General features: G+C 47.9%; 17 protein-coding genes and 1 riboswitch. Of the genes, 2 read left to right on the top strand and 15 right to left on the bottom strand.

Annotated elements, in window-relative coordinates:
• Nucleotides 1-189: 189 nt before the first annotated feature.
• The 6 genes from J7E85_RS22010 to J7E85_RS21985 form a co-directional block, all read right to left on the bottom strand.
• Nucleotides 190-2,022: a cache domain-containing sensor histidine kinase gene (locus J7E85_RS22010; RefSeq protein WP_251035930.1), complete on the bottom strand. Its 1,833-nt coding sequence runs from the start codon at nucleotides 2,020-2,022 to the stop codon at nucleotides 190-192.
• Nucleotides 2,019-3,602, bottom strand: a complete 1,584-nt coding sequence (locus tag J7E85_RS22005; RefSeq protein WP_215161524.1) for a response regulator — start codon at nucleotides 3,600-3,602, stop codon at nucleotides 2,019-2,021. Before J7E85_RS22005 ends, J7E85_RS22010 begins: the two co-directional genes overlap by 4 nt.
• A 170-nt stretch (nucleotides 3,603-3,772) precedes the next feature.
• Nucleotides 3,773-5,452: a type 2 periplasmic-binding domain-containing protein gene (locus J7E85_RS22000; RefSeq protein ID WP_215161522.1), complete on the bottom strand. Its 1,680-nt coding sequence runs from the start codon at nucleotides 5,450-5,452 to the stop codon at nucleotides 3,773-3,775.
• 67 nt (nucleotides 5,453-5,519) lie between these two features.
• Nucleotides 5,520-6,419, bottom strand: a complete 900-nt coding sequence (locus J7E85_RS21995) for a carbohydrate ABC transporter permease (protein WP_215161520.1) — start codon at nucleotides 6,417-6,419, stop codon at nucleotides 5,520-5,522.
• Between the two features lie 27 nt (nucleotides 6,420-6,446).
• Nucleotides 6,447-7,424 carry an ABC transporter permease subunit gene (locus J7E85_RS21990; protein ID WP_215161518.1) on the bottom strand — a complete coding sequence of 326 codons (978 nt, stop codon included), beginning with the start codon at nucleotides 7,422-7,424 and terminating at the stop codon, nucleotides 6,447-6,449.
• A gap of 324 nt (nucleotides 7,425-7,748) precedes the next feature.
• Nucleotides 7,749-9,836, bottom strand: coding sequence for a molybdopterin-containing oxidoreductase family protein (locus J7E85_RS21985; protein WP_251035928.1), 2,088 nt, complete (start codon nucleotides 9,834-9,836; stop codon nucleotides 7,749-7,751).
• A gap of 483 nt (nucleotides 9,837-10,319) precedes the next feature.
• A riboswitch (cyclic di-AMP (ydaO/yuaA leader) is annotated at nucleotides 10,320-10,515 on the top strand.
• 163 nt (nucleotides 10,516-10,678) lie between these two features.
• Between J7E85_RS21985 and J7E85_RS21980 the strand changes: the two genes are divergently transcribed.
• Complete coding sequence (locus J7E85_RS21980) at nucleotides 10,679-12,505, top strand: APC family permease (protein ID WP_215161514.1); 1,827 nt, start codon at nucleotides 10,679-10,681, stop codon at nucleotides 12,503-12,505.
• A 145-nt stretch (nucleotides 12,506-12,650) separates the two neighbouring features.
• Here J7E85_RS21980 and J7E85_RS21975 read toward each other — a convergent pair whose 3' ends face one another.
• The 6 genes from J7E85_RS21975 to J7E85_RS21950 all read right to left on the bottom strand — a co-directional run bounded on the left by J7E85_RS21975 (nucleotide 12,651) and on the right by J7E85_RS21950 (nucleotide 19,121).
• Nucleotides 12,651-13,523, bottom strand: a complete 873-nt coding sequence (locus J7E85_RS21975; protein ID WP_215161512.1) for a formate/nitrite transporter family protein — start codon at nucleotides 13,521-13,523, stop codon at nucleotides 12,651-12,653.
• Between the two features lie 335 nt (nucleotides 13,524-13,858).
• Nucleotides 13,859-15,106: an MFS transporter gene (locus J7E85_RS21970; RefSeq protein ID WP_215161510.1), complete on the bottom strand. Its 1,248-nt coding sequence runs from the start codon at nucleotides 15,104-15,106 to the stop codon at nucleotides 13,859-13,861.
• 107 nt (nucleotides 15,107-15,213) lie between these two features.
• Complete coding sequence (locus J7E85_RS21965; RefSeq protein ID WP_215161508.1) at nucleotides 15,214-15,807, bottom strand: TetR/AcrR family transcriptional regulator; 594 nt, start codon at nucleotides 15,805-15,807, stop codon at nucleotides 15,214-15,216.
• A gap of 246 nt (nucleotides 15,808-16,053) precedes the next feature.
• On the bottom strand, nucleotides 16,054-16,650 hold the full coding sequence (locus J7E85_RS21960; protein WP_215161506.1) for a DUF4352 domain-containing protein: 597 nt from the start codon (nucleotides 16,648-16,650) through the stop codon (nucleotides 16,054-16,056).
• 127 nt (nucleotides 16,651-16,777) lie between these two features.
• Nucleotides 16,778-18,139 (bottom strand): FAD-dependent oxidoreductase, encoded by a 1,362-nt coding sequence (locus tag J7E85_RS21955; protein ID WP_215161504.1) that lies wholly within the window; start codon nucleotides 18,137-18,139, stop codon nucleotides 16,778-16,780.
• 502 nt (nucleotides 18,140-18,641) lie between these two features.
• Nucleotides 18,642-19,121: a glutathione peroxidase gene (locus J7E85_RS21950; RefSeq protein WP_076323929.1), complete on the bottom strand. Its 480-nt coding sequence runs from the start codon at nucleotides 19,119-19,121 to the stop codon at nucleotides 18,642-18,644.
• 308 nt (nucleotides 19,122-19,429) lie between these two features.
• Here J7E85_RS21950 and J7E85_RS21945 point away from each other — a divergent pair, with 308 nt between their 5' ends.
• Complete coding sequence (locus J7E85_RS21945) at nucleotides 19,430-19,948, top strand: hypothetical protein (RefSeq protein ID WP_215161502.1); 519 nt, start codon at nucleotides 19,430-19,432, stop codon at nucleotides 19,946-19,948.
• A gap of 34 nt (nucleotides 19,949-19,982) precedes the next feature.
• Here the strand turns inward: J7E85_RS21945 and J7E85_RS21940 are convergent, their stop codons facing one another.
• The 3 genes from J7E85_RS21940 to J7E85_RS21930 all read right to left on the bottom strand — a co-directional run bounded on the left by J7E85_RS21940 (nucleotide 19,983) and on the right by J7E85_RS21930 (nucleotide 24,002).
• Nucleotides 19,983-21,236: a hypothetical protein gene (locus J7E85_RS21940; protein WP_215161495.1), complete on the bottom strand. Its 1,254-nt coding sequence runs from the start codon at nucleotides 21,234-21,236 to the stop codon at nucleotides 19,983-19,985.
• A gap of 688 nt (nucleotides 21,237-21,924) precedes the next feature.
• Nucleotides 21,925-22,275: a DUF3243 domain-containing protein gene (locus tag J7E85_RS21935; protein ID WP_215161493.1), complete on the bottom strand. Its 351-nt coding sequence runs from the start codon at nucleotides 22,273-22,275 to the stop codon at nucleotides 21,925-21,927.
• Between the two features lie 95 nt (nucleotides 22,276-22,370).
• Nucleotides 22,371-24,002: a DEAD/DEAH box helicase gene (locus J7E85_RS21930; RefSeq protein ID WP_215161491.1), complete on the bottom strand. Its 1,632-nt coding sequence runs from the start codon at nucleotides 24,000-24,002 to the stop codon at nucleotides 22,371-22,373.
• Nucleotides 24,003-24,114 lie beyond the last annotated feature (112 nt).

The following is a 24,114-nucleotide window of genomic DNA, read 5'->3' as shown; positions in this document are numbered from 1 at the left end:
CTTTTTGATGCTCCTATAATCCTGTAAGAATGAACATTACTTGTCATTTCTTATCGCCCAAATCCTAGTATCGCTTGAGAGATCCATTTTTAGCAAGCACACTCATTGACGCTTTACCATAACAGCGAACAGGACGTTTAATAGCGGATCACTAATTCTCAAATACCCCCTTGGTTCGGAGCTTTCCGTCTATCCCGACGCCTTCTTATCAGGATTTGAATTTCTTGATCTTGCAGGAATGCGTATTTGAACCGAAGTGCCTATTCCAACTTTGCTGAAGATGGACACGCCATATTCACTCCCGTAATGCAGCTTCACTCGCTGGTCAATGTTTCGAATCCCGCAGCCCATATGGCTGTTATCCCGGGGATCGAATATTTCATCGATTCTCCCCTGCTTCATGCCAAGGCCGTCATCGATGATCCGGTACAGGACATCATTTCCTTCTTTCTTAACTGAAACGCGAATATGAATTCGATCTCCACTCCAAGCATGCTTCAGTACATTCTCAATGAAGGGCTGCAAAATCAGTTTAATAGTCTCGTAAGGCCATATATTCGTATCGATATCAAAAGTGACTTCCATACGCTGACCATATTTTACCTTTTGAATATCCAAATACGCATTGGCCTGCTCAATCTCTAATGCTATGGGTATCAATATTCTTCCTGAATTTAATGTGAGTCGATAAAATTGGGCCAACTGCACGACCATATTCTGAAGCTTCTCCGTCTCGCCAAATTTCGCAAGTTGGTTAATGGATGATAGCGTATTGTATAAGAAATGAGGATTGATCTGCGATTGTAGCATTTCAAGCTCGGCTTCCTTCTTTTGAAGTTGGGTTAAATACACTTCTTTTATTAACGCTTCGATATCCTCACCCATCGCATTCAAGGCATTCGCAATTTGAGGGAACTCCCCTTTGCCCCGATAAGTGATCCGTTTATGCAGATCCCCTTCCCGAAATGCATTGAGTACCCCTACAATCTTCAGGATTCGCTTGGAGAAGGATTGGGAAATAACATACCCCATATATGTAAACAACACTATGCAGATGATACAAATGACAATCAAAACGGTTCGTACTCTCTTCGCTTCCTGTTCAATAATGTTAAGCGGAACTTGTGCAACTATCTTCCAATTCTTCTGTGGTAAATCTTCTTCGATGATCAAATAATTTTTCTTATCGTGTGCTGCCAAAGCAGCATACTGCTCTGCCTTGATGCGGGTTGTGTTATGTTCAACGAATGGGCCGGAAGTAAACACCACATTCCCGTAGGGATCCAGTACCGATAACATACTTCCTTCGCCAAGCTTCGTGTAATCCACACTATCGAACAGCTGCGACAAGCGAACACTGAAGCGCATGATTCCCATTTCTTTAATCTCGAGTGGATTATTCATATCCACCAAACGTCGAATCATTGAGATCCGCCCATCCCGTTCATCCTCTTCTACCTGCCTCCATATCATCGTTGAATTATATTTCTCTTCCGGTAGTGTAAAATACCAAAACTCACTGGAAATTCGAGTCATATGGTAAATATCATACGTTTGTTCGTTGAAATCTTGATTTTTCTCGTTGTCCCAATTTTTATATCTCTCGTACACCGTTTGATTATGAAAATAGACAGATAGCCTTAAATTAAGACCTATCGCCTTTGCAGCGCTCTCCAGCTTCGGAAGAATGACATTGTTCATGCGGATATGATTATCCGTGCCCGATAAATTCCTGCGGACGCTCTGAATCAATGTAGGATCATCGTACAATGTCGCCGATGTTTGAACGATATCGTCCACTTTATAGGCTACGTTATCTCGAATCTGCTTGAGCGTCCCCTGGATATTGACCCGGGTTTGTTTGCGCATCGTCTCATCATACATAGAATGTAAAATATAAAAGTTCACGAAAACCAACAGCAATATAAATATTGTAAAGGTCAACATGAGCTTGTAGCCGATAGGTATATATCCCAACTTCTTGCCATTTGTTCTGGATGATGGAATCCAGTGATTGTTCATCCCAATTCTCTCTTTCGATATTCCATCGGTGTCATTGCGAATTTTTCTTTAAATTGGCGGCTGAAATAAGGAAGATAGCGGTATCCTACCTGATTGGCGACCTCGTATATTTTGATACCGGGCTCCTTCAGCAATTCGCACGCTTTTTCCATGCGCATCTGCACAAGCAGCTCATTAAACGTATTTCCTGACTTTTCTTTAATTAGAAATCCGATATGACTAGGCGAAAAAGAAAAATGTTGTGCGATATCCTTTATCGTTATATTCTCGCTCATACGTTCCCGCATGGTTTGGATTACACTTCGGATAAACTTGCTATCCTTCGAATTGGATTTCTCGTACAATCTTTCAGAAATTTCGAATATATGCTGTATAAACCAGGAGCGAATATCGCTAACGGTTTCCAATTGCATCAGAATATCCAGATGATGAATTTCCATGCCCAGCAGCTCAAACAAATCTTCGTTTCTACTGCTTAAATATTGCTCGAGCTTCCAAATAATATAATTTGACATATTATGTACGGTAAATCGTGAGCGCAGACTTCCAATGGAACCGAATAATTTCTCCAGCTCATCACAAATCTGAACAAGCTCATATTTCTCCATTGCATTCAGGAGAACAGTCATACGCTCATCTAGAATCTTGGCGTCGATCATTCCCGGCTCGGCACTGACGTCTTCGTACTTAATCACGCTTCCCTTGCCTAAAAACATTTTGCCTTCCACAGCTTCAACCGCTTGCCGGTATGTAATCTGGAGTTGGTTCAAGGTATGGACAGGTTCGCCCAGCCCTGTCGTGATCGAGATTGTCAAATGCTGCCGAAGCTTATCTATCAATGCGTCTACCGTTTGAATGACATCGGAATCCTCAAGCAATATCGCTACCCGTTGAGTTGACAGCTTGCAATATAGCAGCTTGCCCATTTCCGCGATAGCCTCCTGAATTTGCTGCAAGAATATCCTCGCCATTTCCCTTTGTGAAGAAAGACTACCCGCTTGGCGCCATGATACGTTATCGAGCTCCATAACAGCGATGCGGATTGGCCACTTCAACTGGTCGAATTCATATGAAAAGCTCATCATTGTCAACGATTCTTCTGACTCTTCTGATTCTTCCCGTTCAAGCAAACGTATGAGAAAATCACTTTTGACAATGGGAATCATCTCCTGGTAGGCCATCTCCACTTCGCGATGCTTCAACTCATCATCAAGATCCCGTTTCACCTTGAGCAATGACGAGATCAGTTCTTTGTCGTTCATTGGCTTCAGCACATAACTATAAGCTTTCAGAGACAACGCTTCCTGAACATAACTAAATTCCTGATATCCACTGACAAATATAATTCGTATATTCGGTTTATGTTCTAATGCAATACGTGCAAGCTCAAGACCGGACATATAGGGCATGTTAACGTCGCTGACTAGAATATCAATGTCCTTATTCTTAATGATCTCACATGCCGATAATGCATTATTAATGCCATCTACTACTTCCATGCCCAGATCAACCCAGGGAATGAACCTCTTCATACCTTCCAAATCTAGTTCCTCATCATCTACGAGCAGCACCTTGTACATGGTAATCCCCCTAACCAATTGTAAAAATTTCCCTTATTTTCATACTAATATCATACTATACATAACGAACTAACGAATATAAAACAAGGGTAATCGATACTAAAACAGAATCATCCCACAGAGTCCGAGGGACTCATTGGGATGATTCATTACGATTGTTCGATTAAAGATTATTTATTCTGTTTCTCAAGATTTGCCTGCCACTTAGCTGTACGGTAATCAAGAAGCTGCTGGTAACCCAGATCCATCAGACTCTTGTTTCCTTGATCAAGAATTTGATCTACTTCTTCATCACTCTTCGCCATAACGGAGTTAGCATAAATTTCGAGGAACAATTCATCCACAGATTTGGCAATAATATCTTCATCTGAGTTTGGAGGAGCATCAAGACCAACAAATTCAGTAACGTTTAATTGTGTCGGCCAAGTAACCGTTTGTTGGTAACGAACTTCCCACTGCTGTTCTTCAGCAGGAAGGCTTTCCATATACTTCCACTTGGCAGGGTCAATGTAACTCGTATTACCTACGAGCTGCCACGGGCTATTCTCAGCTGAGATTTTTGTTACTTCTTCTCTATCATAATTTTCTGTGAAATTTGGTTGACCATTCTCATCGAATCCCTTCCAGTTCTTACCTTCTGGACCGAAGAATTGAACGTTCATACCTTCTGGACCTGTCATCCAGTCAAGGAATGCGAAGATTGCCTCTGGATCTTCGGCTGCTGTAGTAATATGTGCAGCGTTCCATCCAAAGCTCGTGTAAGTACCTGCAGTAATCTTGTTCTTATCCAATCCTGGCTTATGAATAGGCCAAATCATGAAATAACCGCCATTTGGATCGTCCTTCGTTAATTCAATCTGTGCTTTTGCTGCGATATCTGTCGGGCTTGAACCTGCAAATACAGCCACCCGGCCAGTCATTACTTTCTCTTTAACCATATCCTCGGTTTGGCTAAATGCATCTTGAGAAATAAGTTTCTCTCTGTAGAGCTTAGCGATATATTTCTGAGCTTCACGGAATGTTGGATCTGTAAGTAACGGAGTCAGTTTTCCATCCTTTGGAACAGCAAGCAAGTTTGCTTTTAAGTTCGAATAGCTTAATTGCTCTCCAAATGCCGTATATAATACCCCAAGTCCTTGTCTATCCTGCGCCCGGTGCGGTTCGAATGGAACAATTGTATCACCATACTTGTCTTTAACCATCTTCAAGTAGTTATACAAATCGTCAGTTGTTTCAAGTGGTGGCTGACCTAACTCATCATAAATTTTCTTGTTAACAACATAACCTGCAGTACCATAAGGATTAGATGAGTACCAGTTAGGGAATCTGTAAATCTTTCCATCGTCAGCACGAAGCAGATCCAGATCGCCCATCCATGTTTTCAGGTTAGGATATTTATCTAACCAAGGATCGAATGCAACGAGCTTACCTTCTTTTTGAAGGCTTAAAATCATTGGTTCGTCACGGTCTGTCCAGATCAAATCAGGGAGATCGTCAGATGCAATCATTGCACTCAGCTTTTGCTTATGTGCTCCATTAGCCGCAATTACATCGATTTTCACTTGCTTCTCTTCACTTAAATACTTACCAAGCGGAACGCTTTCCCACTTAGGGAAGTCTGTTCCTTCATAGTGAGCATAAGCTGAAAACTGAAGCGGCTTCTCGCCAAGTACCCACTTGCCTTCTTCACTGCCTTCTGCTGGCGGGTCCGTTTTCTCGCCGCTATCGCCGTTTGCTGCAGGCGGTGCTGCTGGAGCTGGATCAGCTGATTTGCCGCATCCAGCAAGAGCTGTGACCAGTACGAAAATCAAAGATACCATCAACAGCAAAGACTTTCTTGTCTTTCTCATTTACTAAACCCCTCTCATTCTAAAAATATATATGTTCAAAGCTGTTCGCCTTAAACCGTTCTTAAAACTACTCTTTCAACGAGCCTACAAGAACACCTTTAACAAAGTACTTTTGCACAAAAGGATATACAAGAATGATTGGCAGTGTCACTACAATCATCATCGCCATTGTGAGTGATTTGGAGGTGATCTGTTTTGACCGTTCCATTAACATAGCAGAAGCGCTATCAAGTACTGAGTTTGAATTCGTTACAATATTGGCATTCAGCGTCTGCCGCAATATCGTCTGTATTGGAAGCAAATTATCACTAGTAATGTAAATACTAGGCAAGAACCAGTCATTCCAGTGACCTACGGCTGTTAGCAATGATAGGGTTGCAATAACCGGACCGGACAGTGGAAGTATAATCCGGAAGAACATTCCCCAGTTGCTGCAGCCATCAATACTAGCTGACTCTTCCAAACCAGCAGGGAGACCTCTAAAGAAGGTCCGGAATATAATCATGTTCCACACGCTAATTAAGGATGGAATGATAAATACCCAGAAAGAGTTCATCAAACCAAGCGAACGGATCAAGAGATAAGACGGAATCAATCCTCCAGCAAAGTACATCGTAAATATAAAGAACACCATATAAAATTTCCTACCGATCAAATAGGTACGAGTCATTCCGAATGCCAAGAGGGCGGTCATAAAAATTGACGTTGCGGTTCCGACTATGGTCCGACTAACGGATATAAAGAATCCATTAGCTAATCGGTCATCATCTAATATAATTTTGTAATTCTCCAGTGTGAATTCCCGAGGCCAGAAGGTAATCCCGCCTTTAGCGGTGTCCACACCCTGGTTAAAGGATACGGCCACAGCATTCCAGAATGGATAAAGCGCTGAAAAGGCCAATAAAGTAAGAAATGTATAGATTAAGACAAGCACGATCTTGTCACCAGTGCTAATTCTTTTTAGCATGCTGTACCTCCTGATTGCTACTGATTATTACCATAGACTGTTACCGGATCTTCGGGCCGCATAGTTAGCGATCGTAAGCAGTATTATGCTGATGACCGCTTTGAACAATCCGATAGCAACCCCGTAAGAATAGCGATTTGCCCCTAGACCGACTCGGTAAACATATGTATCTACAACGTCGGCTACCGGCCTTAATACAGGGTTAGAGGCCAACAGCAAGATATCCTCGAATCCTGCATTGAGCAGGTTACCGATTGCAAGTATCATAAAGATGATAACGACTGGCATAATCGAAGGAACCGTAATTAGATAGATCTGCTTCGTCTTGCTAGCCCCGTCAATATCTGCGGCTTCATACAGTGCCGGATCTATACTAGCTATGGCGGCGAGATATACAATCGAGTTAAATCCAATCTCTTTCCATACGTTGGCCGAAATCAGAATTGTCCAGAAGTATTGTTTTAGAGAAAGGAAGTTGATCGGTTCATCAATTGCTCCCACACTCTGCAGCAGCATATTCACACTACCGTTCTCTGTGGATAGCATTGCCATCACAAATCCCGCGACAATAACCCAGGACAAAAAGTGAGGCAAGTAGGTAATAGTCTGGATCACTCTTTTGAAGAACATATGTCGAACTTCATTCAACATCAGTGCGAGAATAATCGGTGCCGGAAAACCAATAAAGAATTTAAGTAAACTGATTACAATCGTATTCCGAATAATCCTCTCAAACTCTGGGGCATTAAAAAAAGCCTCAAAATGTTTAAAGCCTACCCATGGATTCTCAAAAATCCGTGAACCAGTAAAAATGCTGTAATCCATAAATCCGGTAATTACACCGTACATCGGCAGATAGGCAAAAATGAAAACCAGAATAACTCCTGGAATAACCATCAGCTGAACATCCCATTGCTTCATTAAGCGCCTAAATAAACTTTTATTATGGACCTTTGGCTGCCGGGAAATGGGTGATGGTTGCTGTTCTGTAGTAGCTTGCGGCATATTTATCCTCCTGTTACAAATTGATGTAAATACATGCCGGTTCTCTGAAATCTGCGACTTCGAAACCGCTTGCAATTGTCTTAGTACCATTCTACCCATGGAAATATATTGAAGCTATATAATAAAAGCCCGATTTTTTATACTTCTACCTGAATGTTTCATCCGTTCCAGCCAATTAAAATAACCGTCTATCGACGTACTTTCTCAGTAGACAGACCTTATTTGGCAGAGGTATTTCTTGCGCGACAAGGATGCTAACCCTTGAAAAAAAAGACTGCCTTCAGGTCATATAGACCCTCAAGACAGTCTTTTGTATTCATCTTTTTAAGCACCGGTTATTGTAGTCCTGACCTCTACCACCGTTGAGAAGAAGGTAGCTCCTTCGCCCATGTCCGACAACCTGTCGGGTGTAAGGGCATTGGCGCGCTGCTTCCTGCCTTCGCCTTCCCACCACAAGCCTTGGCTGACTACGGTGCCCGGCAGCATTTTATCCGTCACCTTGGCTCGGACTTCGTAGGTTCCACGGTCGTTGTATACCGTGACCATGTCTCCGTCCACTATACCGCGTTCCTCTGCATCTGCCGGATGAATCTGCAGGGCAGGCTCCTTCTCCAGCTTCTGATGCTTCTCCACATTCGCAAAGGTCGAATTCAGGAAGTTGTGGTTTGGCGGCGAAATGAACATGAGCGGGTATTTGTGCCCGCGGCCACGCCTTACGCCGTCGTAGCCTTCCTTCAAAGGCACGTAAGTCGGAAGAGGCGGAAGACCTGCTTCCTCCAACTTCGCGGAGTAAAGCTCGATCCGGCCCGAAGGCGTCGGCAAACGATCCAGATATGTTTCAAGCGGCGTCATGTCAAGTTTCACATAGCGGTGTTCCTTTAGCTTGTCCAGCGTGACGCCGTTCAGATAAGGGTTGTCCGGGAAGTCGAGCGCTCTTGCCATCATCTCCTCTTCGTTCTCATGGAAGGCCGGGTCGGTGAAACCCATGGCCCGGCCCAGCAAAGAGAACAGCTCCACGTTGCTCTTGCTCTCCCCGAGCGCCGGAATGACCGGCTCCTGCAGCTGGATATACTGATGCCAGTAAGAACCGAATAAATCCGTATTCTCAAATGAGGAGGTTGCCGGAAGCACGATATCCGCATACTTGGCTGTATCCGTCATGAACAGATCATGTACGACGGTAAACAGATCCTCCCTTGCAAACCCTTCGCGCACCCGCCCGGTGTCAGGGGCGACAACCAGCGGGTTGCTGCAATAGACAAAGACCGACTTAATCGGCTGTTCGGTCATGGCGAGCGCCTCGCCGATCCGGTTCATGTTAATGATCCGGGCATTCGGATTCGGCCGGAGATCCGGACGCTCCAGTGCATCGCTATCCATGCTGTTGTAGCCGCCGTTCGACTTGGCAGCTCCTCCGCCCCGCTTCAGCCATTGTCCGGTCAAGGCCGGAAGCGCCGCGATGCTGCGCACCGTCAAGCCGCCATTGTCGTGATGCTGAAGACCGTTACCGATATGAATGTAGGAAGTATCGGCCCGGCCGTACAGCTCGGCCAGCTTCTCGATATCCTCTACCGGAATGCCGGTAATGGAGGATACATGCTCCGGCGTATAGTCTTTGACATGCTCACGCAAGGCTTCATGCCCGAGCGTATACTGCCGGAGGAATTTCTCATTCACCATGCCATCTCGGAACATGATGTGCATGAGGCCGACGGCCAGTGCCGCATCTGTGCCCGGAAACAGCGGAATGAACCAATCCGACCATTGCCCTGTCTGGTTCTTATGAACATCGATCACAACGACCTTGGCACCGGCCTTGCGCGCTTTCTCTGCCAGCACGACCTGGTGCATATTGGTGCTGACGATGTTACCGCCCCAGACGATAATGACATCAGCATGAACGGTATCCTCCGGGACGGTGCCTCCATTAAACCCCATCACCGATTTCCAGCCCTCATTGCCCGCGGAATTGCAGATCGACTGCTTCAGACGGCTGGCACCCAGCCTGTTGAAGAATCTCCGATCCATGCCGTCCACGCTCAATATCCCCATATTGCCATAGAAGCTGTATGGTAGAATGCTCTCAGAGCCATGCTCCTCGATCAGCTTCTTGTAGCGCTCGGTAATCTCCTGAATCGCTTCATCCCAGCTGATTCGCTCGAAAGCCCCCTCACCCTTGGGCCCTACCCTCCGCAGCGGATAAAGCACGCGCTCGGGATGATACACCCGATGTGCCATATTACGGACTTTATTACAGATGGCTCCCTGCGTCATCGGATGATCCGGATTGCCGGTAACCTTCACGATTTTTCCGTTCTCTTTATGCAGCAGCAGGCCGCAAGTATCGGGGCAATCCAACGGACATACCGCCGGAAACACACCATTCTCCTGATGAATCATCGCTTGAGTCATTTCGTTCATTCCCCCTTGTACACGCTGAATCATATCCCCTTATCTTAAAAGAAAATCAGGGCTCCAGTAAAGTCTTACATTTTTTTCTGAGCAGGTGTTTCACACTACATCCTCCCGGGTATATTCCTATCAAGAGCAACGAAGAGGAACCCAGACCCTTACTCTTCCTTGCCAAATCATGGACCACTCCCAAAAAATTCGCCATGCCCATGTCTCCTCCCCCGAGACCGGCATGGCGAATTTGTTTGTATGCAGCGTCTATCGCATCACATCTGAGCTACTTGCCACTTACGCATCATAGAAAGTCATGCTTTCTGTAGCAAACATGCAAAAAACAAAGCCTGTCAAAGCCACATATTTATGTAAGCGCTTATCTGTCATTTTTTATAAATAATTCTGCTTTATTCTTCGTTGGAGGGTGTTTTACAAAAGATTTGAGCAGGCGTAATATACTATTCAGCTTCGAAATCATTCTTCATATTCACATGACATTCGCTTAATTTCCAATTTGGAAAGCGGGGGAACCACACGTATGGATGGATACCTATAGGATCTGTCAACCATACTATGGGGTGAATCCTGATGCAGCGCGTACGTACGCCGCGACTATTATCAGGTAGGGCGACTCTCACCGCCCGAATCCGACAGCTAACCTCGTCAGCGTTGATGGAGAGGGTTGTGAACTTGTGATCAAACACAGGGTTCTAACCTGTGTTTTTTGTTTGCCAAAAATCAATATTGGAATGGAGATAGCCCATATGTCCAGCACATGAGGCACACCGATTGAACTCACTTCAAGCAGCTCCCATCATGTACCTATTCTTAGATCGGCGGTGAAAAACATGTTATCTTCTATCAAACGATTCCTCATCGGAAGACCGCTTAAATCAACGGAATTGGGCGAGCAAAAGCTGAACAAAACCAAAGCGCTGGCCATCCTTTCATCCGACGCCTTGTCGTCCGTGGCCTATGGACCTGAACAAATTCTGATCGTCTTGATGACCGTTGGCGCGGCTGCCTATTGGTATTCCATACCGATTGCCGTCGGGGTCCTGGTCTTATTGCTGGCACTTATCCTATCATATAGACAAATTATTTTCTCATATCCGCATGGCGGCGGAGCCTACGTGGTTTCCAAACGGAATTTAGGGATGAATCCAGGATTGGTCGCTGGCGGCTCCCTGCTGGTCGACTACATCCTGACGGTTGCGGTCAGCGTATCGGCGGGGACGGACGCGATCACGTCGGCTTTTCCGGAACTGCATGCCTACAATCTGCCCATCTCCATCGTGTTCGTTCTATGTTTGACCGTACTCAATTTAAGAGGGGTTACGGAGTCGGCCACCATATTGGCTTATCCGGTTTACTTGTTTGTACTGGCGCTGTTTATCCTGATTGGCGTCGGAATATTCAACATAGCTACAGGCCATGCATCACCAGAGCTTCACACGCCGATCGGCACGCCTGTCGCCGGTCTCAGCTTATTCCTGCTCCTGCGGGCATTTGCCTCGGGCAGCTCTGCCCTGACCGGCGTTGAAGCCATTTCTAACGCCATCCCGAACTTCAAGGATCCCGCTCCGAATAATGCGGCCAAAACCTTGGTCGCGATGGGATCCTTGCTGGCAATGTTATTTTCGGGCATCGTATTCCTGGCCTATTACTATGGGGTTAGCCCCAGCGAGCAAGTCACTGTCGTTTCCCAGATTGCCGAGCATACCTTTGGACGAAACGTTTTTTATTACTTTATCCAAGGAACAACGGCTCTCATTCTGATCCTGGCCGCCAACACGGGATATTCCGCCTTCCCGCTGCTTGCCGTTAATCTGGCGAAGGATAAATTTATTCCCCGAATGTTCACCGTCCGGGGGGACCGTCTGGGATATTCAAACGGGATTATCATACTTGGGTTCTTCTCCATTCTGTTGCTGCTGGCTTTCGAAGGCAAAACCGAGCATCTGATTCCTCTGTATGCCGTCGGCGTGTTTATCCCTTTTACCCTCTCCCAAACAGGGATGATGGTGAAGTGGCTTCGAGAAAAGCCTGAAGGATGGATCGTCAAGCTGATCATTAATACCACCGGCGCATGCATTAGCTTTATCGTGACGATGATCTTCTTTTTCACGAAATTCGCCCAAGTGTGGACCGTCTTGATTTTCCTGCCGCTGATCATTTGGATCTTCACACGAATCCACAAACATTATGAGGCCGTAGCAGACCAGCTGCGAATTACGACCTGTGAGCCGGTTAAGCCGATTGAGGGAAATGTTATTATTCTGCCTGTGGCGGGAATCACGCATGTGGTGGAGAACTCGCTGAATTATGCCAAATCACTGGGAGCAGGACAAATTATCGCGGTGTACGTGCCGTTCGAGCGGGAGGACGAGGCGGCCTTCCAGGAAAAATGGAAGAAGTGGCAGCCGGACATCCGGCTGGTGACGCTGCACTCGCCTTATCGGAGCATCATTCAGCCGCTGACCAAATTCATCGATACCGTGCAGCGGAAGGCAAGCGAATCCCACTATCAGGTTACCGTTGTCATACCGCAGTTCATCCCCAAGAAGGGCTGGCATAACTTCCTGCACAATCAGTCCAGCTTGCTCATTCGCGCACATTTACTGTATCGGAGAGATGTGATTATCACCACAGTACCTTACCATTTAAAAAAATAGCGGGCTTGTTCCGCTGCGACTTATACAAGGAATCCACTCCGCCAACAACGTTAAAAAAGCTGCGATCATCCGATCCCTATTCTTAAGGGAGCGGTCAATCGCAGCTTTTTTCCCTCCGCCTAGACGCTTACCAGGCTTCGGGATATTAAGAAACATTCTGCGCAGAATGAACCTGTTGAGCAGTGCCGGTAGTTGGCGCAGACGGCAGTGCGGCGTCTTGTTCGCCGCGAAGCATGACCTCAACCTTATCATCCTTCTTCAAATATACGGTCCCGTAGGCAGCTCCCACAAACAGCGCGCCTCCGACGAAATTGCCAAGCCATACCGGAATGAAGTTCACCAGATACTCGCCCCAGCTGTAATATCCTTCAAATATCGCTGCCGGAATGAGGAACATATTGGCCACCACGTGCTGAAAGCCAATGGCTACAAACGCCATCGTCGGAAACCAGATCCCGAGAATTTTGCCACTCATCTGATCCGATCCGTAGGACAGCCACACGGCGAGCGCCACGAGCCAGTTGCACCCGATGCCCGACAAGAAGGCCTGCAGGAAGCTGTCGTCGATCTTATGACCTGCCATGGCCACCAGCTTCTCCAGATAAACGCCGCTGCCTGTCAGACCCGTCACGTGACCAAAGAAATAAGCGACGAACAACGCCCCTGCCATATTGCTTACCGTGACAAGAGCTAAATTTCGTACCATTTCTTCCGTGGAAATCCGCTTCTTGAATCTGGCCAGGGACACGGCCATCATGTTGCCTGTCAGCAGCTCTCCGCCCGCTAGCAATACAAGAATCAGTCCGACAGGGAATATTGCCGCGCCTATAAAACCGGCAATGCCTCCCCAAGCCTCCGATGCTCCGGCAATTACGCGAATATCCAGCAAAAAGCCGAGTGCAATAAAAGCACCCGCCAAAAATCCTAATATCATCACGTTCATAGCGGAGTTATGTGCTTTTTTCACCCCGTTCTCCAAGGTGATCTCCGCAATGCGATCAGGTTTGTAATAGGCCATGGCCGCTCCCCCATTTCTCCCGCATTCCGTCCTGAAATCTCTCGAATGCAGCGTCTGATGTTTCTGTTTACAGTTACCCATATTGTACCGCAGCCTCCATAGCAAGAACGTGAATTATATCACGATCGCGTGCGTCAGAGGGGACAAGACAGCCTCTGTCCTGGCTGCTCTTGATTTGCCCTGACTCATTCGCTCGAATCCGAGCGAGCGGTACATGTAAAATAGCGGTGTCGGAGAGGATCCCGACACCGCTTGGTTGATGCTTTAACCAACCATCATGTTCTAACCCGGAAAGCCTATGCCTTTATACCACCATCATGTTCAAAACCAGCAGCCTACGCCTCGGCGGCAGTCTCTACCCTAACAGGCGTTTCCTTCTCCTGAACCGGAACGTTCGAGATCGGAAGCTTCATGCTAATGAAGGACGACAGCAGGAAGAGCGCACCTGCCGTGAAATACACGACGACAATGGAGGTTGCCGACATATACCATCCCGTAAACCCGGAGCCGATGAGCAGCATGCCGGTAAACATCGGTGTCATCACGCCGTTCAGCCGACCGATGAATTTCTCTTCCACCTGCCGCATCATCACAGCCATCAATACGGTCTGCGCCATCGCCATCAGCACCCCGGTTACGAAGCGCATCGTACCGGTTAAGATCGGCCACTGGGACAGCACCTCGACAAAGGTCGAGAGGCCAAGGAAGGCAAGCCCGGCAAACAGCAGGTAGGAGCCTTTCACTCTCCCTGCAATCACAGCGGCCAGCACGCCGCCAATCAACATGCCAAGACCCTCTAGCGCGGTGAACCACTGAACGCTGGACATTGCCAACTGTAGACGCTCCGTGATGACAAAGATATCGAGCGGCTGAACAAGTCCGCTGCCGAGCGCCAATAAAACGTAAACCACCAGCAGCACCTTCAGCAGCCGACTGGAGCCGATGTAAGTGAAGCCTGCCTTCAAGTCCTTCATAAATGAACCGGTCGATTCCGAATGGTTAGAGGGCTCATCCACACTGGAAGGGAGAAACGCCAGCACAATCGCCGAAGCGCCGAATAGAACCAACAGGCTGATTAAAGAAGCCTGCATTCCAAAAGCTTGATAGATCGTCGTGCCGACCATCGGTCCCAAAATGATGAACAGCGACATCGAGGTCTGGGACAAAGCCGTGGCCGCGGGCACATGCTCATCCGGTAAGCAGCGCTTGATGATCTTCATGGACGAAGGCTGCGAGAATTGGGATACAACGGCCGAGACCAGGGTCACCGCAAACACGGCCTGCCAATATCCCGCATACACAACAAACAGGATAAGCAGTATGGATAAAAAGCTTAAAATGTCTCCCCAGATCATCGTTCGTTTGGGACGCCAACGGTCAGCCAGTACGCCGCCAATCATGGAGATCACAAAGATGGGCGCGTATTCAATTACGGTAAGCAGCGATACGGCGACCGGGTCATGGTTGCTCTTCTCCATAATAAAGAACAACAGCGCCATGTTGCGGATCCAGATCCCGATATTTTGCATAAAATCCGAAACCATCAGCAGCACAAACGCGCGGTTGCCAAACAAATGCCTCATATTCCATCCCCCATTAAAACCGACTATTCGGTTTAATTATTTGTGCGGAAACGCCCACCCCCCGCTTGCAAACCAACAGAAGCGTTTCCGATAAATCCTCCAATACACTACGAACCTTGACTCGATAACACACCGTTTAAAAAGTAAGTTACTCCCTTACGGTACAGCAGTCTCGATTCCTCCTGAGAACGTTCATAGTACCAAATCGACATTCCATCCAGAAGCGCGCCAAAAATGACGGATATCTCCTCGACATCTTCTGCCGGTATCCGTCCCTCATCCGCTCCCTCCGTCAAAATCTCGCGGTAGAGGGTACGCGGACCTTGCAGAATCGCCAGCATCTCGCCCACAATCGTCTTATTCTCCGGCTGATTGATATAGAACTCCTCCGCGATCTTGGTGAGCGGATTCTGGAAGTCATCGACCATATGATCGGCAATGCCGTACAGCTTCTCCTCGAAGCTGGCGTAACGGGCTTTTTTATCGTTCCAGGCTTCCATCCATTCCTGATTCTGTTTCGCCAGCAGCTTGACGAACAAATCTTCCTTGCTCTCAAAGTGATAATAGATGCTTCCCTTACTGGCCCCCGTATACTTGACCAGTTCATCCATGGATGTTGCCGCATACCCGCGCTGGATGAACAGCTCCTTCGCTTTATCCAGAATCAAATCCCGCTTTCGCTGCGCTTTTTCTGAAGACATCGTTGTAAGCACTCCTTGCTTGGAAATAATAGTCCGCCATCACAAACGGAAACCTGTTTCCCCTAATAAAAATGAATATAAAGTTGATGAACGCTACTCTAAATAAAAAACCGACTGTACGGTTTAATCATACTGAAAACATTCCCACATGTAAAGCAACGCCTTTGACAATGACATAGAAAAAAGGACTTTGCCTAAGCAAAATCCTCTCATTACTTGTACATCCCGAAATAAATATCATATTTTTTATTCCACTGCCCAAATGGCCCTTCCTTCTTTCATCGGATCGCCATAACTCAGCTGCAGCCCCGTAACCCCCTGTTTCACTTCGTACGGAATTTCTCCTGTCAACTCGCCGCCTGGGGCAATGGTGCCGTCCAGCATCTTCACGTCATCCGTAATGGGAACCGTATAGTTAAGATCGCTCGAATCCGTCAGGGAAAAAGAAAGCGCGGAAGAGATGACCAGCGGCTCCTGGCCATTGTTCTTCACGGTAATGTCAACCACCTTAAACGTATGACCCGGCTGGGGCTTTAAGTACTCGTCCCCTTCGGATTCGCGTACGCCGTTCAGCGTAATGACCGTGCCGTGATAATCCACCGTATCGCCCACCGCGGCAGGTTCGTCGATCGGCTTCACCTCTGCGTTGTCGGCCGGTTGGTCCTCACCTTGGGTTGGTTCTGCAGGCGGCTGCTCTTCAGATGTGTCCGTCTGACCTGTCCCCTCGCTATCCACAACAGCCGGCGGAGTTTCTGCGGGCGGATCAGCCTGATCATTGGAACAAGCAGCCGTCAGCAGCATGGAGAACAATACAGCCGAAGCCAGCATTACTTTTTTATTCATAATTTATCCTACCTCCTGTAAGTCGATATCTACATGTCCGGATATTTTCCAATTCGCTGTCAAAATCCATAATCCTTCAAAAACAAGAAAAAGACCCCCAAATCAGGGGTCTCGCAAGTAAATAGGATTACGAATGCACCGGTGCTTTCGTCTCGACCGCCGGCAATGCCTGCAGTCCAGCCGTGTTAAGGAAATTCCACGGTTTGTTGTAATGCGGCTGGAAGAAGAAGTCGATGAAGGCCAATTGATCAATCGTCATCCGATTCTGTATGCACACCGACAGCGTGTTAATGGATTGCGTCATATCCACTTTGGAAATGACCTGTGCACCAAGCATCCGGCGGCTGTCTTGCTCATATACCACCTTCAGCGTAACCTCTTCGAAGGTAGGCATGAATTCCGGACGGTAATGATCCGTAATGGTGATTGTCTCCACTTTCAAGCCTTCGTCCTTGGCGGCTCCTTCGGTCAATCCCGTCGAAGCAATGTTGTGTTCGTATATTTTCAATCCCGACGTACCTTGCGTTCCCATATATGGGGTTGTCGGCTGCACAAGATTGCGTGCAACGAGCGTACCCATCCGGACGGCGTTAGTTGCCAGCGGAATGTACATCATTTTACCCGTCGGGTTATAGTGTACGGAGCAGCAATCGCCCGCTGCATATACATCCTGCTTGCTGCTTTGCATATATTGATCCACGACGATGGCGCCATTTTTCAGCATATCCACTTGCCCCTTCAGCAGCTCCGTATTTGGACGGAAGCCGATGCAGAGGATCACCAGATCCGTGTCGATCTCACCTTTATCGGTGATGACCTTGTTCACCTTGCCATTCTCGCCTTGGAAAGAAGTCACGGTCTGACCCAGGGCCATCTCAATCCCTTTTTCACGGAAGGATTCCTCGATCTTGCCGCTAAATTCAGGGTCCAGATATTTGTTTAGAATGCGGTCAGCACTATCAATCAGCGTAACCTGCTTGCCGTTCTGCTGGAAGGCTTCGACAAGCTCCACGCCGATATAACCGGCGCCGACAACCGTAATGTGTTTCGATTCCTGCGCTTTTTCAATGATCGCATTGGAATGATTGTAGTTTTTGCAGAGCAGAATATTATTGAGATCGATGCCTTCAAGCTTCGGTACGATTGGCCATGATCCGGTTGTGATAATCAGTTTATCATAGGTATCATCAAAAATTTCTTCTGTAACCAGGTTCCGAACTTTCAAGCTTTTCTTATCCGTATCCACCGAGATAATCTCATGCTTCATCTTGGTTTCAACACCCAGCTCGTCGAGCTTCTGAGGTGAAGAGTAGAACAAACCGTCAGGGTCTTTTACAACGCCTCCAACGTAAAGCGCGATGCCGCAAGACAGGAATGAGATGTTATCATTGCGTTCATAAACGGTGATCTGGGCTTCTGGGTAAAGTTTGGCGGTATTCACGATGGCGGCCGTTCCTGCATGGGTACAACCGATAACTGCTACTTTCATGGTTTTTCCTCCTCCAAGTATGAAGCTTTATATTTGATTAAGATGAGCTCTTTTGCCTGGATTCATGCTTGGTAACGCTTGTTGAGCATGAATGTGGTGACTGGTAATATTATTTGTGAATGTTTTCACTTCATGCCCTTATTATAATGTGATTAATTTCACAGTTCAATAGGTAATTGCGTTATTCACATATTGTTCATAATTTCACATAGTTATAATGATAAAAGAAGTTGACCAAGAATACGGGTTCGGTATCAGGGTAAGCTATAAGAGCCCAGCCTCATGAAGTTGATTCAAGAATCATCTATCCTATACGTGCTGCCTTGAAGGATCTTGCTTCTCCTGATCTAATGGAATGATACTTGCGCTCAGTGTTTTTTAAGACACTGTCAATTAATCCGGTTGACCGAAGTGGTGTCCAAGAGAAAAACAGGACTGTTCTCCTCAGAGGCAAATCCCCCCAAAGAAAACAGCCCTGTTATGTAATCGTTACTTCCTGCTACTAACCAAGCAGAGATTCAATGGCACTCTTCATCGATTCCGGCGTATCCCTCGGTTCGAACCGCTGAACCACCTTACCCTCGCGGTCTACCAGAAACTTGGTGAAATTCCAAGCGATCTCTCCGCCTTCATTCGGTCCTGGTTGCTCGGATTTCAAATATTGAAATAACGGATGCGTTTCTTCCCCATTGACGTCAATCTTCGCAAAGATTGGGAAATTCACACCATAATTCAATTGACAGAACGATTCGGCCTCTTCACTTGTACCCGGCTCCTGTCCGCCAAACTGATTGCACGGGAAGCCAAGAACCTGCAGCCCTTGCTGGCTGTATTGGTCATACAGCTGCTGAAGCTCTCCGTATTGCGGCGTAAGTCCGCACTGGCTTGCCGTATTTGCAATAATTAGAACCTTGCCTGAATACTGATCGAGCGAGACTTCCTGACCTTTGGTATTGGTTGCATGATATTCATAAACTGACATCTTCGAATCTCCTCCCCGGCTTGTTTTGAATGGATGGCATGCTTTTCAAGCGCAACAACCTAGCCAATCTCCCTCCATCATATCGAATAAATGGCCCTAAACCAAATTTTCGGTTCCAACATCTCTACTCCGCCACCCGCAAATCCATTATGATGAATGTATAACCTCTTTAAACAAAATTTACATAGACTAATAACAGCTGTTTAATCAGCAAGTAAGCAGGGTAATAATTTAAGTTTGGAAAAATATTGCACGATTCCGTATCAACAACAGTAAGCGAGGAAAAGAAATGAAACTGTTATCCCGAAATGTTCATATCCCCATGGCATCTCATTGTCATTGTGCTCGCACTGATTGCCTTCATCGGCTTAATCAAAGGGGGGTATAACCGAAAGACCGTGCTGCGCAGCACTGGGCTATCGACGCTGGCCTTCTATTTTATACTGACGATCCCCATTGGCCTGATCACCCAGGAATCCCTTTACAAAGAAGAAACGATGCTGACCGATTTGGATCAGAATTTTGAGGACAAGAAGGCAAGTTCCGAGCTGCGAAGCTTTAAAGACTACATCTTGCTCCACGCTGGAGCCTATAAAAACGAGGATGATGCGGACATTGTGATCTATGCCGGCAACTACCACGAGAGCCAAACATTTCGTGGTCACATTACCTTGTTCGTATACGATCAGAACGATGAGGAAGTTTTCACCGAGATGTACAAGAACGTAACCCTTGCCCCCGGCGAGAAGAAGAAGCTCGACACCGCCTTTACCAGCCAGCCTATGGAAACCTACAGATACCGATACGAAATGCACCCCCAAATGTGAAGGGTGCGTTTTTCTCGTTTTCGTATTAAGTGTATTAAGTTGACAGATGGTCTCCAGGCTGGATCCCCGGCTTATCGTTATCAGGAAGAGGCTGATACGGCCCCGGCATCGGCGGCAGGTTCTTCGCATCCCTTCCTTTGCGGATATACCGGATACCCAAATAGAAAAGACCAACCACAGGCAGTGACAGCATAGCTATAGCAAGGAGCATGCTGGACATTTGGTACGAAGGATCCGTTTCGATCTCGGAAAAGTCCAAGAACATAAACGATATAAAGGTAACCAATGAGAACATGATGATCTGGAGCCAGCGCATCCATTTTACCAGGAAGAAGAATAGGATCGCGGAGAGTGCAACAAGCAGAATAGGGTATAGCCGCTGTTCCGGGTCCGCGTTCCCCAACTCTGCCTGACGCGTCAGCCAAAAACCGATGGCGAACTGAACCGGAAAAATCAGCCAAGCAAGTAAACCGGTTCCACGGAAAGCCGATCTTCGCTTTTGCAGCGCCTCTTCGTATTCGAGGAGCTTCATCTCGTATTCCAGCTGATTAAGCTCCTCCTCCGTTAATTCCCGGTCTTCCTCTTCGTTCTCCTGCACCAGACGGTCCAGGTAAGGCCGGAATTGCCGCTCCATATTGCCATCAAATTCGGCACGCTCTAAATCCTCATCCTCGCGAAGCAAAGACGCAACCGATTCATCTCCCAGATCTTGAATGATGATGGACATCAGGTATAAGGGGATGTCCCTTCTGCTGATTACCTCCAGCCAACGATTCGCCTCCATCGGATCAGTGAATGGAATGGCAACGGCACGTTCTGTCTGCCCTTCTCCCGCGACGAGGTACATAATCGGCATTAATTCTGCCATAGGCACGGATTCGGTCATTTTGCTCTTCTTATAAGCATAGCTGAATTGAAAGATGTATCGCCCATAGTATATCTCCTTGATGTCACCGATCCTAAGGCTCCCCTTCAGGGAGTCTTTCGTTTCCGGGTCCCATCTCTCGTACTCAATATGATCTTCGAATAACAAGTACTCGTCCAGATGCGTATTGTTCCAGATATGCCCTTTCAGGCTTCTAGACAGACGAATCATCATGAAGATACCAGCAGGTATGGCAGCCAGACTGATCCAGGTCCAGACATTGGTCCAGAGGTACAGTAAAATCAAAGGACCCAGTGTCAGGGTCAGGCCAAGCAGTATGCCCAGCACGTGCATTTCAAACGTAATCACCCAATAAAAAGGCTGCATTTTGGGCTTTCTCTGCTCATGAATCACCAGAGACATTCAAGCAACTCCCCCTCATATTCTTCGTTGTTTCCCAGCTCACATGAAATGAAGACATTGGAGATCATATAGGGAGCAGTTCGCACAATGTACCAAATAGTATGTTAGGCCAACGGTAGAGCGCGTCCTGCAGTGCGACAGAAGAGCGGTAATTGTAAGTCTTGCCGAGCGCTGGAGCAGCGTCCTGCGTTCACTCAAAGTCTAACGGACTCAGGAGACCTTATTTCGTAGAAAATGGGGTTTTGAGCGAAACGAACGGACAGGAGATCCGTTATTCATCTGAAAAGACGGTATTTTGACTGTTTCCAAGCTAAATAACGGCTGTGGTGTCCGAAAGAACGATAAATGGACCTCATAACAGGGAAATAACGTATCTGATGTCCGTTAGCCTCGGCGTTCGGCGGGGTTCTGGCCATCGTCACAGCGATTTCGTTGCACTTAGATACCTCTTCGTTACACCTGGGTATTATTTCGTTGCACCTAGATACCTTTTCGTTGCACCTAGATACGATACCGAAGCCAGGGGCGGACAAGCAAGTCTAGCTTGCATGCATATCTTGCATGCATATTATGTATAGAAATTAATATCCATCCCTACATCCCTATAAGTATGTTAATTACTACTCTTGAACCCAAAAATCCTTCCACGGCAAGTCGGCCGGGAAGGATTTCCATCTCATACTTTGCCTTATGAAGCCGTACGTTTCTGAGCCAGCTTCACAAGCAGATGAGCCAGTTGATGCTGCTCCGCTTGGGTTCCGACCTTCCATAACTCCTGAAGAAGCTTCTCTTCGGAATTCCGGGGCTCCTCGTTTGCAGCCAGATAGCCAGCTACCTTCTCTGCTGCCTGCGCCAGCTGCTCTTCATTCAACCCAATGCTCTCGGCAAGCTGAATTCGCTTATTCAAATAGGATTGGAAGGCATCAAAATCGGCCAGGATCCTCTCCTTCTCCCCATCATCAATCCGGTCCATCGCGTCACTGACCTTACTCACATCCAGCTCACCGTTCTTGTTCACTACATGATTATGTTCAGACATGGTAACGCCTCCTTGTCATTGACTGGGTAACGCTCTCTACTTAAACGGGATCTTCCGGTTTGAAACAGATGCCTTCCAAAAATCTCCTATACCTGCTAGCGGCTGCGGCCTCCGCGCCGTCCACCACTCTGGCCTCTTGCGCCGCGGCCTTCGGATGATCGTGTACCGCCTTGTCCACCGCGACTGCCTTGATTTCCCCGACCCTCGGTTCTGGACTGTCCACGGCTGCTGCTGCCACGTGTTCCGGCCTGTGACTGTCCACGGCCTTCGCCTGCACGCCCGCCGTCACGACTGCCGCTGCTGAGACCTCCAGCCGACGATGGTCCGCGTCCCTCGCCTGGACGACCGTCGCGGCTTCCAGTCCGTCCGGAGCCACGCTCATCTCTGCGTGACGATCCGGCTCTTCCTCTACCCTGCTCGCTACCGCGGCTCCGCCCGGAACCCGTACCGCGATCTGCCCGGCTTCTGCCTTGACCACGTTCTTGATCAGATTCAAGCGAAGAGATGTTTCTTGCTTTTCCCGGTCTGCCCGTATCCCTGCCTGAGCCGCCGATGCTTTCCCGAAGGCCTCCAGCACTGGAATCATAGCGCACGCGCTTCAAGCGAAGGGAGATCCCTTCCTCGATGCGCTGTAGATCGTTAAGATCCTTACCGGCAGCGAACGTGATAGCCATCCCGTTCCCCCCGGCCCGTCCGGTCCGTCCGATACGATGGATGTAACTATCAACATCATGAGGCATATCGTAGTTATAGACATGGGTCACGCCTTCAACGTCAAGCCCCCTTGCGGCAACGTCCGTTGCAACCAGCAGCTGCAGTTTGGCATCCCGGAATCGCTTCATCACCGCTTCCCGTTTGGCCTGTGACAGGTCACCATGAAGCTCGTCCGATTGATACCCATGGGCCAGCAGCGCCTCATTCAATATAGTTGCTCTACGCTTCGTCCGGCAGAAGATAATCGCGAGAAAAGGGTTATGCTCCTCGAGCATGGCCCGCAGCGCATCCTGCTTGGAGCGGTCCGTACACTCGACCACAACCTGCTGGATCTGCTCCAGCGGGATCGGGGAAGTCCCCTTAATGACGATATCGACAGGTTCATTCATATAGCTGCCGGCAAGCTGCTTCACGCCGGCAGGCATCGTGGCCGAGAAGAGCATCGTCTGGCGCCGATACGGAAGCGCATGGATCAGTGTCTCGACCTCGTCCAGAAAGCCCATGTGCAGCATCTGGTCGGCTTCGTCCAGCACCAGCTGCTTCACGCCGCCCAGCTCAAGCGTGCCCCGGCGTAAATGATCCAGCAATCGGCCCGGTGTTCCGATGATCAAATGTCGTCCGCCCTCGAGCTTTCGGAGCTGTTTCTCCACGTCCTGACCACCATAGACTGCCAGGATTTTGATCCCGTCCGGTTCGCCGGCTGTCAGCTTCTTGGCTTCTTCCGTAATCTGCAATGCCAATTCCCGTGTCGGCGCAATAATGAGCGCCTGCGGGTACGCCCGCTTGGGATCGATATGCTGCAGAATCGGCAGCATGAAAGCCAGCGTTTTGCCAGTGCCCGTCTTTGCCCGGGCGATAACGTCCTTTCCTTGCAGCAGCGGCGGGATGCTCTCTTGCTGTACCGGAGTCGGCACCGCAATTCCCTGCTCCTTCAGTTTCCGTACTCTTTGTTCGTCAATGCCCAGCTGTTGAAAGTTCGGCAAACGTTCCACCTCATTTAAATTATTTAGCATCTGCTTGCGTTAAATCGATTGGATTTAGCAAACAGACATATTTACATATAAGTCCCAACAAAATGCCGATCGAATTCGTTCTAAGAACACCGGAACATTTTTGTTGTTTTTC

The sequence above is a fragment of the Paenibacillus sp. ISL-20 genome, assembly GCF_018613005.1.
Classification (GTDB): domain Bacteria; phylum Bacillota; class Bacilli; order Paenibacillales; family Paenibacillaceae; genus Paenibacillus_AQ.
The sequence above is the reverse complement of the archived record's forward strand: the minus strand, read 5'-3'. Positions and strand labels throughout refer to the sequence as shown.